Raw genomic sequence first — 12,131 nt, forward strand, 5'->3', positions numbered from 1 at the left:
GGTATGAAAATAGAATTACTTCAATTAGTTGACTCTACAACATCAAGGGGTAATTTACCTAAGGGTTGGTATAACATAAACGGTGATGTGTTCTTGGTAAAGGGTAACTTTCATCCAAACATGGTAAGTGGTCATACTTACGACCCTTATTCGGAAGCAATGGCTACTCTGATTGCAAGAAGACTAGGTTTTGAACATATAAACTATATGTTACTACCAAAGCAATACTTTCCTGAGTTAGATGTTCATGGTATTAATCATGTTTCTATTTGTAAGAAACTTACGTTACCACAACAAACTATGCGACCTTTACAAAGGTACTTAATTGATAGATTTGGGGTAACGAAAGATGATGCTTTTACACAATACAAACAAGTGCTACCATCTTTACCTTTATATAAAATGTTAGTATTCGATGCTCTTACAGGCAATGAAGACCGTCATTTATATAATATAGACATCATAGTAGATGTACTAACAGGTGAAGAGAGGTTAGCACCTATCTTTGATAATGGAGCAAGTTTACTATCTTGGGTAGACGATAAAGATTTAAAACTTGCTAGTCATTTTAACAAGTTAGATAGAGCAAAACCATTTAGAACAACTCATCAGAAACAAATTAAATTAGTAGACCAAAAGATATTTCCTAAGTTAAACTTAGATGCATTATATACAGCAATTATTCAAGACATAACTCCTATTCTTAGTTTACTACCTGAGGATAGAGCAAACGCTATAGTAAAGTATTTAAAATGGAGAATGCGTTATATTGGTAAGGTAATGGAGGTATAGACGATGATTCGATTAATGTTTGATAATATTCAAATCGCACATCAAGAAGTTGTAAATAATAGACACGAATTGGTATTAGAAAACCATCTACCAAGTGTCTATATCATTCCAAGAGAGTTATTTCCACAAGGGGTAAAAAGAATCCCTTTAGGTGATATCGTAAACTTTATTGAATGGCGTATTTTCCCAAAAGAACGAGAAGACTGTAAGAAATTATTAAAGCAACTAGGTTTGCGAGAGTATGACCCTTTGGAAATTGCAAAAAGAACAAAAGCTTCTTTAGTAGAAGATGGTTGGTGGATAGCTTTTAGTGATACAGACACCTTTGAGAAAGATACAGTCAGAGGAAAAATGGGCTATCCTAGATGGAACTAAGCATAAACACGAAATAAAAGAGGTGTAAACATGTTTGAAGTCGTACCGTTCACCGATATAGGAGTAGTAAGGGAAACAAATGAGGATAACTTAGTATTCTTAGTAGGTGAATTCCAAGGAGAAGAAATAGCATTAATCGTTGTATGTGACGGTATGGGTGGTTTAGATGATGGTGAGAATGCAAGTCGAACTGTTTGTCAGAACCTAGAAGAAACCTTCGCAAATGAAGAGTATGAAACGATAGCTGAGTTAAAAAGGGCTATTACAATGTCAATTACGATGTCAAACAAACAGCTTCTTAATATAAACATGGCAAAAGGTAAAAAAGGTGGTACAACTGTATCATGTGTCTTGTTAGCTGATAAGGGGTATTTATGGCACGTAGGAGACTCTAGGATTTATCAAATCAAAGACGGTCAAGTAAATAGATTGACTGAAGACCATACTTTAGTAAACAAGTATATTAAAGATGGAGACATTACAGAGGAAGAAGCGAAAACTCACCATCAACGAAACGTTATACTACGTGCAGTAGGAATCAAAGCAGGGGTAAAGATTGATACAAACACTTTTGATTATAAAGATTCAAGCCTAGTATTATGTTCAGACGGTTTTTGGCATAGTTTAGAGGATAGACAGTTAGTGGACTTGAATAATAAGCATGTATCACTAAATGATTTATTCCAGTTTGCAATTGCAGAAGGTGAAACAGATAATATTACATCAGTATTTGTAGAACACAAATCTACTAACTGATGAAACTGTTAAACTTATATGTATAATTTTAAGAAATTTGGGAAAACTAACGTCAGTTGGTTTTCCTGTATCTAAAATAGGAAGGGGAGGGCTAACAAGTGGTAAGAGTAGAAGAAATGCAAAAGTTGGATAAAGAGTCAATAAGTGGGGTAGTATGGGTTCACGGTTATAAACAAGCACCCAAAAAGAATAAAACAGGTTTTTATGGTATGGGTGATTGTTACGTAAAAGGCGGTGAAAAGGTAGCCTATCGTATTTGGGATGATAAACTCATGAATATGATGGAACAAGCAGTTGCAAAGGTGGGAAGTAGTTTCTTTATTGAGTTTGAAGCAACTGGAAACGTATTTAACGGTCTATTTTCAATGAGTATTACAGAACTTAGATTTCCAAAGCAAGAAAACTTCAATGAAACAGATTTTATGACTGTGAATTTAAATGCAAGAGAGTTAAACGGTAAAGTAAATCAGATTCTTAGAAACAGAGTTACACCAGACGCTTTACTAGTAGTAGGTGCTATATTAAAAGGTGATATAGCAAACCGTTTCGCAACTGAGTTTGCAGGTATGCATATGCATGATGCTGAACCAGTTGGGTTATTACATCATACAACTAAGATGATGGAAATATTAGACTTAGTAATGGTTCAACACAAAAACTTTGGGTTAGATTCAAACGGTGTTGATTTAATGTATACAGGGGTATTGCTTCACGATATAGGTAAGATTTTAGAACTGAAAAATGGATTATATACAGACATTGCAATTGCAACTCATCGTTTCTTAGGTGCAGAAATGATTATGGAGCATAAAAACTTCATTATCGAAAAGTATGACACGTTATTCTATTACAATCTAATATCTATCATAACGCAACATCATGGTCAATACGAAGAACGTCCAAGAACAATCTATTCTTACATTATTCACTTGATAGACAACCTAGAAGCACAAATGACTATCATAGATGAAAAGTATAAAGAAGCGAAGAATGGAACTGAGATTTACGTAAATGATTTCCGTCTAACGGTTCAAAAGCCACAATAAACGGCTTAAATAAAGTAGTAACGATATAAAAATTTAACTAACACATAAAGGAGTTTATGAGTATATGAAAATCGAAGAATTATTTGGTAAATTTGATGAAAACGGTAACGTGAAAGAAGGAGAAACGTTAGAAGCGAAAGAAAAATCTCGTAAAGGGGTAGCAAAGGAATTTCAGTTCGAGGAAGACGATTTTGAACCAAAGGTAGACTCTGATGACGAGGAAGAAGAATTAATTGATGAGGAAGAGGAAGAGTTCACTCATGAGCCGGAAGACGATGATGACGAAGAAGAGGAACTTATTGAAGATGAAGATGAGGAAGAAGAGGAAATAGAGGACGAAGATGAAGAGGAGGAAGACGAGGAACTTGAAGAAGACGAGGATGAAGATTTAGAAGACGAAGATGATGATTTCGAAGAGGAAGATGAAGAATTAGATGACGAGGATGAGGAAATAGAAGACGAAGATGAAGATTTGGATGACGAGGATGAAGATTCAGAAGACGAGGATGAGGAAATCCTAGACGAAGATGATGATGAGAGTGGTTTAGTAGACACGGATGATGAAGATGAAGACGAAGCTGATTCTGAAGAAGACGAGGACGAAGAATTAGATGATGAAGATGATGATTCAGAAGACGAAGCTGATTTTGAAGAAGACGAAGATGAGGAATTAGAGGACGAAGATGATATCATTGAAGACGAAGATGATGATTTAGAGCCTGAATTAGAGTATGATGAGGAAGACGAAGACGATATCATCGAAGACGAAGATGAGGAAGATGAAGACGAAGAGTAAATCTGAAAGTGGGTTTTAAAGCATGTTTAAACGTAAAATACTTAGTATCGCACTTCCACTTATGTTAGTTGGTGGAGGTTGCGTACAAGTATATAGCGGTAAGGCTATCGAGAAGAAAGAGATACCAAAAAGCCATCAAACCGTAACAACCGTTATGTATATAGACTATCTCGTAAATTTTATGGTAGATTTAGAGGAAGCAAATAAATCAGCAAACAAGTTACTACAGTTAGATGAATCTCTTAATTCAGTTGATATGGAATTTAAGTCTGAGATACATAGCTTAAAAACTTCTATAAATGTATTTAAATCTATTGAACCACCTAAAAAGTATAAGGAAGTACATGCTAAACTTTTAGATTCAATTATCAGTTTAGATAAAGGTTTGGATTTAGTAGAGCAAGGAATAGTAGATGTAGAAAGTGCTGATTTTAAAACAGGTAAACAAACTGTAATGGATTCAGCAGAAGACTACATAAAAGGATTAGAAGAAATTGATAAGTTAAGTGGCGGAGAAGTTTCAGAAGCCATTGATACATGGGAAGAAGACAAGTAAGGAATATACAAACAGAACCTCCATTAAGTAGTTTGAAGGTGGAGGTTTTTCTATGGAAATTTATCAAGATTTTTCAAACAAACTAGATATACAAAAAGAGAGGACTTTATAAAATATGAAACGCAGTTTAATTTGTTTAGCAGTGCCAATGATGTTATTCGCAGGAGGATGCGGTAACGAGGAATCAAAGAAAGAAGACAAGATTGCAGTAGCAAGTAAAGAAGAAAAAGTGGCATACATAGACCAAGTCATAGGTTTCTCTAATGACTTTGAAACAATAATGAAAAAGATGTCTAAACTGACAAGCGATGATATGACTCTATTCTCGAATAAAGAAGAATTTATAGGGGTAATTAACGAGTTTACAGATTTGTTCGACAGACTAAACAATATGGAACCTGATGAAAAGTATAAGACGCAACATGAGAAACTAAAAAGAGCAATGGGGTATTATGCAGAATCTTTCCAAATTCAATTAGACAATATTGATAACCCTTCAAGTAGTGAGTTAGCGTTATCTACAAGTAAACTAAAAGACGGATTAGCAATATACAAGAAATCAATGGGTGCAATCAATGATATCCGTAGAGGTAACGAGATTGGTACAACTGAAAAGAGTTTAGAAGAAAAGAAACAACAAAATACAACTAGTGAAACAACAGAAGGAGAATAAGAAATGAAACGTAGATTAGTCGCTTTAACCATTCCAGTCATGCTACTAGGAGGGGTAGGGTGTTCAAAGGAAGAAGCACAAGTAAAAGAGACTGATAGTTTAGAAGTTTCTCAAAATGATTCTAGCGGTACAGTGTCCTCATCATCTTCTTCAAACTATCAAAAAGAAACACTTAAAATGACAGATGAGTGGTCAAACCTATACTTAGAAATATCTAGAAAAACTTCTGTAGGTGGAGACTTTAAAGAAGTACAAGGAGATTTATCTGAGTTACGTATGTTAACAAAGAAAATAGAAGACATACAAGCACCTGATAAATATAAGAAAAGCCAAGACAAACTGAAGGTAGCAATTCGTGATTACTTTATTGCAGTTAATGAATCTGTTAGCTATTTGATGAGTTCAAGTGAATCATCTACAGTAGACTATGCATCGCAACGAGAAAGAGCATCACAGAAGTTTATAGAAGTATTAGACGAAATAAGAGGGCTATAATAAAGGAGCAAACATCAATGAAACGTAAAGTATTAGCAGTAGCCTTACCAATCACACTTGCATTAGGGGTAGGATGTTCTAAGGATAGTTCAGAAGAAAGTAAAACTGATAGTATAAAAGTAGAAGATTATAAGAATGCAGACAGTGTTAAAGAAACTGATAGTTTAAAAGATGCTGAAACAAAGAAAGAAGAAGCAGACAAAGGGAAGTTTATGAAAGTTGTAGATGAGGAAATGGATAAAGAAGCCTTAGCCCAAAACCCTACATTAAAGAAAGAAGCAACGGATAAGGGACAGGCTACTGGTACAATGTCGGAAGACAAGAAAGAACTCGTAGCGTATCAAAACAAGGTAAATGAGGGGTTTGAACAGTTTAAAACTGATTTAGAAGCTACGATTCCAATCACACAAAAAGATATGGAATTAAAGACAAACAAAGCTGAGTTAAAAGCACAATACGGTAAGGTAAAAGAACAAGCGATTAAACTATCTGAAATTGAACCACCAAAAGAATATCCACAATTCAAAGAAAACCTGAAAACAAATTCAGATATCATTGTTATGAATATAGACCAACTATTTGATGATTTGCTAAGAGATAATACAGAGAAAGCAAGGTCTACTAAGGGAGACATACTAGATGGACTCAAGTATCTCAAAAATACAGTAGAAGAGATTAGACGAGCAGGTAAGTAAATAGACAAAGGGGATTATGTCAATGAAACGTAAAATGTTAGCAGTTGTATTACCACTTACTTTAGCATTAGGGGTAGGTTGTTCAAACGGGGAAGATGAGAAGAAGAAAGAAGAAAAGGCAAACATAGAAGCGGAAGCCAATAAGAAAGCTTTGGAAACAGTAAACAAAGAGTTAGATAAGTTGAAAGAAGAAAAGGCTGACTTAGAGAAGCAAACGAAAGAAGACAAGAAAATAGATAAGGCTAAACTGAAAACAGTAAAAGAATATCAACAAGAAGTAGATAATAAAGGGTTAGACTTTGCAACAGAGGTACAAAAAGTAAATCCTATTATTGAAAAAGACCAAACACTTATTACAAACCACCAAGAAGTAAAAGAGCAGTTTGATAAGGTGAAAGTAGTATCTAAGAAGTTACAAGACATCAAAGCACCTGAGCAATATGAGGGTTTACAAACAGAACTGAAAAAGTCACTCATCATTTACGAGAAATCAATTGATAAGATTCTTGAAGGGGTAGACGAATTAGACGAAAATAAAGTAACTACAAACATAAACTATATGTTTGAAGGATTAGAAATGTTTGGTAAAGCAATAGACGAAATACGAGCATTAGATGAGCAAAACATGAGTGAAGTTCAATAATATAAACAAAGGGGTATGATAGTATGAAACGTAAATTGTTAGCTTTAGCAATTCCAATGTTATTAATAACTGGGGTAGGTTGTGAGTCAAAGGATAAAAAGAAGGATGAAGTAATGGAAGCTTCCATTAAACAGAATAAGAAAGAAGACTATAATAAGAATGCATCGTATTTGCTAAAAGAATTCATGGAACAAACAGAAGAAATTGATGACTCTTTAGATAGTTGGAAGTCAATGGATAAAAAGGCGGTTAAGTTAAAAGAACTAAAGAAACCGTATTTTGAGTTAATAGAGAAGATAGAAAACTTAGATTACGCATTGAAAGAAGATACACAATTACAAAAAGACGTAGGTAGAGCAATGTTTACAGCTAAAACAGGGATAGATATGATAGAAATAGGATTAAAAGACGAGGATAAAGAAGCAGTAAACACATCTAGAAAAGATTTAGAGTCGGCTTCTAAATCAGCAGACAAGATAGTAAAAGAATTAGACAAAAAGAAATAAAAGTATAAAGGGGATTATAACTATGAAACGTAAGTTGTTAGCTTTAGCAATTCCAATGTTACTCGTAACAAGTATTGGAGTAGGTTGTAGTGCAAAAGAAAAGCAAGTAGACCCGAAAGTTTCTATTGAGCAGAATAAGAAAGAAGACTACAAAGAAAACTTAGCATACTTAATGAAAGATTTATCGGAACAATCGAAAGTAGTGAGTGACATTCTGACAAGTAAGAAGTCAGTGGAAGAAAAGCAGAAAGAGTTTGAAACCGCTTCTAAAGACTTACTTGCTATTGGGGATAAAGTAAAAGCCTTAAACGCAAGTGATAAGTATAAAGATGTACAACTCACTATGGAAACAGCTATGGGTTTACTTAATATGTCGGTGCTATCTATTAAAGACGGATTCGAGCAGAAAGACGGAAACTTAATGAGTATAGGCAATGATGCTATCATTAAAGCTTCAAAGAAGATAGATGAAGCAAATAAAATGATGCAAGAAATCAAATAAGCCTAGTAAACTTGAAGGGAGGTGAAGCAAAATGAAACATAAAGCATGGTGGAGAAATTTATGGGAAATGATGAAGTAAAGCAGAGGTAAAACCTAAAAGGAGGTGAAGCAAAATGCATTACAGAGAAAAAGCATGGTGGAAATGGTGGATTAAAGGTATTTAAGACTGAAATACGTAGTTGAATAGCTACATACGAAGTAGACTGGTAGGTTAATAGCTTACCAGTTTCCTTGTATATAAAGTTAAAGTTTAGAGATAAACAGTCATTGTATCAAAGTAGAAAGAAGAGGGGTATTAAAATGAAACGTAAGGTGTTAGCAATTTCTTTACCTGTTATGCTATTATCAAATGTAGGTTGTTCAGCAGACTGGATATTTGCAAAGGACAATGAAAAGGAAATTCATGCAATTGAGAAAGAAACAAAGAAAGAAGAACAATCCTATTCAAACAACATAAGCAGATTATCAAGTCAATTAGAAATAGATGTAACTGAACTACAAAAGTATTTCTTTGATAGTAGCGAAACAGGTAAAGAGGATTTAAATACAAGATTGGCGTTATTCAAAACTACAATTTCTAAAATTAAGAAATTAGAAGTTCCAAAGAACTACAAAGAAGCACATAAGGAAGTACTGAAAGCAGTAGATTTATATGAATCAAGTATAAACTACAGATTAGAGAGTATAGAAAAGAAAGACCAAAAAGGTATTGATGAAAGTAAAGAGAAAACGAAAGAAGCAGGAGACAAGTTAGAGGAAGCAAGGAAGAAAGTAAATTCTGTAGACTTGCAGAAATCAAAAGAAATGTGGGGAAAATAAATTGAAACGATTAGTTAGTGTAGCAGTTCCAGTTATGTTACTATTCGGTTGTGGGGTAGTAAAAGACACAAAGCCTAAAGTAGAAGAAACAAGTAAAGCAATGTTGAAAACTACAGTATCCGAGAAAGAGTATCCAAGTTACATGTATGAGCAATTAGTAACGTTTAGCTTTAACAAGGATGACATTATACTAGGTATAAGTTCAAAACAAAAGGGTGATGACAGGTATAACAAGATATTCGAAACGGCAAGTATTATGGATGAAGCTTTAGACCGAATGGAGAATGTAAAAGTACCTGATAAGTATAAAGCTAACCATAAACTTATATTAGAAGGGGTAGAAGATGCAAGAAAAGGTATAAAACCGATATTAGAAGCAAAAGGTAAAGATGTAAACGAAGTAAATATAGCGATTACGAATAATTTACCTCACTTAGATGGTATGGATAGACCACAGTGGAAAGAAGCAATTTATCAACTAGCAAAAGAAAACAAAGACGATTTTGAAAAGGTATTTACTAAGGTAATGGAAGAACAAGTAAAGAAAAAGAGTAACTCGTAATTATACATACAATCATACAACACGATAAGGGGATATAAGGAAATGAAAGCAAAGAAACTAATAGCGTTAACTCTACCTGTTCTACTATTTACAGGTTGTACGCTAAACACATATGGATTAACACAAGCAGAATATAGAAAAGTAGATAAAGAGTTCAAGGCAGATAGAATGATAGAAGATATGGAAAGACTTCATTATAGTGACGAGCAAATTGAAGCACAACTAAGAGGTGCATTATCTCAACTAGAATATGAAGAGGAACAAAAGAAAGAAGAGAAATCAGGTAAGAAAGAAGAGAAAGAAACTGATAAAGAGGATAGTGGAGAAAGTAAAATAATTAGAGATTCTGTTTACGTTTCCGCAACTGATTATGTAGACTTTATGTTTAGAGAGCTAGTAAACTATAAAAGTTACATAAAAACGATAACAAAAGAGTCTAACGCATTAGCAGAAGGTGGTTATGAAGGAAGCGCAAAAGATACAGTAAGAAGCCTTCGAAAAAACTTAACGGATATGTTAGAGGTTAAAATCCCTAAGAAGTATTCAGATTACGAGTACAAAATTAGAGACGCAAATGAAGCCTTAGTTAAACAGATGCCTGACTTAGAAAAAGCGGTTGATAATTATGAAGACTCTAGTCAAGATAAGAAAAAGGTAAAAGAAGAAGTAGATAAGGTATTAAAAGAAATAGACAAGGCAATGTACATATGGGAACCTTTCTTTTCTGATATGAACTCTATGAATCCTAACTCATTGCGAAAAGCAGTTGAAGGAAAGTAAATTACTTGTAAAACACTATAAAAGGTCTAAAGGACGATTTCTTTTAAATTAAACAAAATTATAATAGTATGAAGTCACAAAGGGGTAGTAACGAGTTGCTTATAAAAAGTAACTCGTTTTATTATACTAATGAATATTAAAGGGGTAGGAGAAATGAAAGCAAAGAAACTAGTCACATTAGCGATTCCAGTTATGTTATTGAGTGGTTGTATTACAGTAGAAACGAGTAAGAAAGAAGAACCAAAACAAGAATCAACGAAAGCAAAGTCAAGTGAACAGGATAAAAATTCAGCTAACTCGAAAGATAGCAGTAAAGATGTTCAAATGGTTCGAGTTTTAGAAGAGGATTATCCACAATTAATGCTAGACATAGAAAAAGATGCAAAGAGACGATTAGATTATTACCAAGAGTCTTTAAAAGATTACAATAAAGGTAGTAAATCTAAGAAAGAACTAATTGAAGCCTTAAAAGACATCAATAAAATATTCGATAAATTAGAACATTTAGATGCACCTTCTAAATATAAAGAAGACCACAAAGAAGTATTAAAAGCAGTTAAGAGTTTAAGAGAGTCATTTGGTGAGATAGAAAAGCTTTTATCAAATAGTAACGCATCAGATGAATCAGTTAAAACAAGTATTGAAAAGTCAGACCGTGCAATGGAAGAAGCAAGGTCACATTGGAACCCAGTATTTGAAAAGTTAGAGAAACAAGTAAACGGTGGAGGAACATCTAGTAGTTCTTCAAGTTCTTCCAGTAGTTCAAGTACACCTACACAATCAACTACGTTGGGAAGTTCAAGTCAATCAAAACAATATGATAGCAAAGCTAAAACTGGAATCTTTACAGGAAAGATTGATACAAATGATGAAGATTCAGCCAAGTTTAAAAATGTACAAAATAACTATAAAGACGGTACAGAAGTTATCGGAAATTGGGGTATTGACTACGGTAACGGAGTAAAAACTACACTCGTATTAAAGGGTGATAAAACATTCGAATCATACGCAAATGGTTCTTATCCAAACAAAGATAACTATCTAACAGGAACATACCAAGCAGACGTAGCTTCCCATCAATTAATGTTGGTAGTTGAAAAAGGAACACAAAATGGTCAAGAAGTAAAGTTAGAAAGACCAATTTACTCATCTTATCAAGTAAAGAACTTAGATAGAAACACATTACAGTTATTCCATATAGATGAGAAAGTAACAATTCTGTATACAAAGAACTAATATAAAGGTAAGTTAAGACTATTAATTTAGAGTCCTAGCTTACCTTTTTTACATGAAATCTTTTTCATGAGTTTATTTGACAAATAAGGAACTTTATGATATAATAGTATTATAAGTTAAAGGAAAATACTAGAGAGAGAAAGATAAGGTGATAGGTAGTATGGATAAGCAAAACGAGTTAGATTTTATTAAACAGGTATCAGCAGGTTGGTTTAATAAGAATGGTTCATCATTTAATTTCGTAACAAAACCTCTAAAAGATGGAAGCACTAATGTGTACATGTTATTAGTAAATGATAAATCCACTGTAAGTGCAAACTATCAACGTATTCAAGTAAACTATAATACAGTAGATGAGGATGTAATTTTTAGTATTTTAACAAGTCCTTTTGGAAAGTCTAAACGTGTTGAAGTAAGTAAACAAGAAGCATTAACTTATCTTTCTACTTTCATACAGTCTCCTGACTGGGGAGAAAAGCCGTTAAACCAAGAAGAAGGTGAAGTTGATTTCTATAACATCTTGGAACAGTTAGAAGAACAAGTATTTAGTAAGAGAGATTTATTTGAAATTAATAAGTGGAACAGCGAATTGTATCTACATAAACAAGTAGGAGAAGAGTATGGTACAATGCAAAACGCATATCACGTACACGGAGGGGTAGGAAATGCACCTGACATTAACGGTTTACATGATATCACAACTACAATTGAGTTAGCTACAAGTCCTATTAATGGTAAAACTTACTTGAATGTAAGGAGAGACTTAACAGAAAATCCAATGAGTATGCAAGGTTTATATGAAGACGCAACACCTCAAATGTTTGTAGAGTCTATCATTGAACAGTATAAAGGAGCATGGAACAGAAGTAAGTAAATAGAAGATACAGGGTTAGGTTTAA

Annotated in this window: 17 protein-coding genes; all 17 read left to right on the plus strand. The window is 33.5% G+C overall.

Annotated elements, in window-relative coordinates:
• The first annotated feature begins 3 nt into the window (after positions 1–3).
• Entirely contained in the window at positions 4–792 is a 789-nt protein-coding gene (locus ASE54_RS26110; protein WP_000687689.1) for a hypothetical protein, read from the plus strand.
• 3 nt (positions 793–795) lie between these two features.
• On the plus strand, positions 796–1,167 hold the full coding sequence (locus ASE54_RS26115) for a hypothetical protein (protein WP_000620357.1): 372 nt from the start codon (positions 796–798) through the stop codon (positions 1,165–1,167).
• A 30-nt stretch (positions 1,168–1,197) separates the two neighbouring features.
• Entirely contained in the window at positions 1,198–1,923 is a 726-nt protein-coding gene (locus tag ASE54_RS26120; RefSeq protein WP_000464419.1) for a protein phosphatase 2C domain-containing protein, read from the plus strand.
• A 98-nt stretch (positions 1,924–2,021) separates the two neighbouring features.
• Entirely contained in the window at positions 2,022–2,969 is a 948-nt protein-coding gene (locus tag ASE54_RS26125) for an HD domain-containing protein (RefSeq protein WP_000252699.1), read from the plus strand.
• Positions 2,970–3,033: 64 nt separating this feature from the next.
• On the plus strand, positions 3,034–3,765 hold the full coding sequence (locus ASE54_RS36565) for a hypothetical protein (RefSeq protein WP_000687428.1): 732 nt from the start codon (positions 3,034–3,036) through the stop codon (positions 3,763–3,765).
• A 22-nt stretch (positions 3,766–3,787) separates the two neighbouring features.
• Positions 3,788–4,321, plus strand: coding sequence for a DUF6376 family protein (locus ASE54_RS26135; RefSeq protein WP_000476432.1), 534 nt, complete (start codon positions 3,788–3,790; stop codon positions 4,319–4,321).
• A gap of 115 nt (positions 4,322–4,436) precedes the next feature.
• The gene (locus ASE54_RS26140) at positions 4,437–4,994 is read left to right on the plus strand and encodes a hypothetical protein (RefSeq protein ID WP_000830697.1); all 558 of its coding nucleotides are present in this window, start codon (positions 4,437–4,439) and stop codon (positions 4,992–4,994) included.
• Between the two features lie 3 nt (positions 4,995–4,997).
• On the plus strand, positions 4,998–5,489 hold the full coding sequence (locus ASE54_RS26145) for a hypothetical protein (RefSeq protein WP_000830179.1): 492 nt from the start codon (positions 4,998–5,000) through the stop codon (positions 5,487–5,489).
• Positions 5,490–5,506: 17 nt separating this feature from the next.
• A complete protein-coding gene (locus ASE54_RS26150; RefSeq protein WP_000824419.1) occupies positions 5,507–6,184 on the plus strand; it encodes a hypothetical protein in 678 nt (225 codons plus the stop codon).
• Between the two features lie 22 nt (positions 6,185–6,206).
• On the plus strand, positions 6,207–6,827 hold the full coding sequence (locus tag ASE54_RS26155; RefSeq protein WP_000823845.1) for a hypothetical protein: 621 nt from the start codon (positions 6,207–6,209) through the stop codon (positions 6,825–6,827).
• Between the two features lie 23 nt (positions 6,828–6,850).
• Entirely contained in the window at positions 6,851–7,333 is a 483-nt protein-coding gene (locus tag ASE54_RS26160; protein WP_000823696.1) for a hypothetical protein, read from the plus strand.
• 22 nt (positions 7,334–7,355) lie between these two features.
• A complete protein-coding gene (locus ASE54_RS26165; protein ID WP_000823697.1) occupies positions 7,356–7,835 on the plus strand; it encodes a hypothetical protein in 480 nt (159 codons plus the stop codon).
• A 300-nt stretch (positions 7,836–8,135) separates the two neighbouring features.
• Positions 8,136–8,654 (plus strand): hypothetical protein, encoded by a 519-nt coding sequence (locus ASE54_RS26170; RefSeq protein ID WP_003255420.1) that lies wholly within the window; start codon positions 8,136–8,138, stop codon positions 8,652–8,654.
• A 34-nt stretch (positions 8,655–8,688) separates the two neighbouring features.
• Entirely contained in the window at positions 8,689–9,216 is a 528-nt protein-coding gene (locus ASE54_RS26175; protein WP_043333180.1) for a hypothetical protein, read from the plus strand.
• Between the two features lie 42 nt (positions 9,217–9,258).
• A complete protein-coding gene (locus ASE54_RS26180; RefSeq protein ID WP_000644807.1) occupies positions 9,259–9,996 on the plus strand; it encodes a hypothetical protein in 738 nt (245 codons plus the stop codon).
• A gap of 153 nt (positions 9,997–10,149) precedes the next feature.
• The gene (locus ASE54_RS26185) at positions 10,150–11,232 is read left to right on the plus strand and encodes a DUF3994 domain-containing protein (RefSeq protein WP_000644865.1); all 1,083 of its coding nucleotides are present in this window, start codon (positions 10,150–10,152) and stop codon (positions 11,230–11,232) included.
• 160 nt (positions 11,233–11,392) lie between these two features.
• Entirely contained in the window at positions 11,393–12,106 is a 714-nt protein-coding gene (locus ASE54_RS26190) for a hypothetical protein (protein WP_000360816.1), read from the plus strand.
• The last annotated feature ends 25 nt before the right edge of the window (positions 12,107–12,131 follow it).

Origin of the sequence: Bacillus sp. Root131, assembly GCF_001429475.1 — a bacterium.
In the GTDB taxonomy this organism is placed as follows: domain Bacteria; phylum Bacillota; class Bacilli; order Bacillales; family Bacillaceae_G; genus Bacillus_A; species Bacillus_A thuringiensis_S.

Bases quoted from the DNA above. Each gene is read 5' to 3' on its own strand.
- ASE54_RS26110 (WP_000687689.1), top strand. From the start codon at position 4: ATGAAAATAGAATTACTTCAATTAGTTGACTCTACAACATCAAGGGGT.
- ASE54_RS26115 (WP_000620357.1), top strand. From the start codon at position 796: ATGATTCGATTAATGTTTGATAATATTCAAATCGCACATCAAGAAGTT.
- ASE54_RS26120 (WP_000464419.1), top strand. From the start codon at position 1,198: ATGTTTGAAGTCGTACCGTTCACCGATATAGGAGTAGTAAGGGAAACA.
- ASE54_RS36565 (WP_000687428.1), top strand. From the start codon at position 3,034: ATGAAAATCGAAGAATTATTTGGTAAATTTGATGAAAACGGTAACGTG.
- ASE54_RS26135 (WP_000476432.1), top strand. From the start codon at position 3,788: ATGTTTAAACGTAAAATACTTAGTATCGCACTTCCACTTATGTTAGTT.
- ASE54_RS26140 (WP_000830697.1), top strand. From the start codon at position 4,437: ATGAAACGCAGTTTAATTTGTTTAGCAGTGCCAATGATGTTATTCGCA.
- ASE54_RS26145 (WP_000830179.1), top strand. From the start codon at position 4,998: ATGAAACGTAGATTAGTCGCTTTAACCATTCCAGTCATGCTACTAGGA.
- ASE54_RS26150 (WP_000824419.1), top strand. From the start codon at position 5,507: ATGAAACGTAAAGTATTAGCAGTAGCCTTACCAATCACACTTGCATTA.
- ASE54_RS26155 (WP_000823845.1), top strand. From the start codon at position 6,207: ATGAAACGTAAAATGTTAGCAGTTGTATTACCACTTACTTTAGCATTA.
- ASE54_RS26160 (WP_000823696.1), top strand. From the start codon at position 6,851: ATGAAACGTAAATTGTTAGCTTTAGCAATTCCAATGTTATTAATAACT.
- ASE54_RS26165 (WP_000823697.1), top strand. From the start codon at position 7,356: ATGAAACGTAAGTTGTTAGCTTTAGCAATTCCAATGTTACTCGTAACA.
- ASE54_RS26170 (WP_003255420.1), top strand. From the start codon at position 8,136: ATGAAACGTAAGGTGTTAGCAATTTCTTTACCTGTTATGCTATTATCA.
- ASE54_RS26175 (WP_043333180.1), top strand. From the start codon at position 8,689: ATGTTACTATTCGGTTGTGGGGTAGTAAAAGACACAAAGCCTAAAGTA.
- ASE54_RS26180 (WP_000644807.1), top strand. From the start codon at position 9,259: ATGAAAGCAAAGAAACTAATAGCGTTAACTCTACCTGTTCTACTATTT.
- ASE54_RS26185 (WP_000644865.1), top strand. From the start codon at position 10,150: ATGAAAGCAAAGAAACTAGTCACATTAGCGATTCCAGTTATGTTATTG.
- ASE54_RS26190 (WP_000360816.1), top strand. From the start codon at position 11,393: ATGGATAAGCAAAACGAGTTAGATTTTATTAAACAGGTATCAGCAGGT.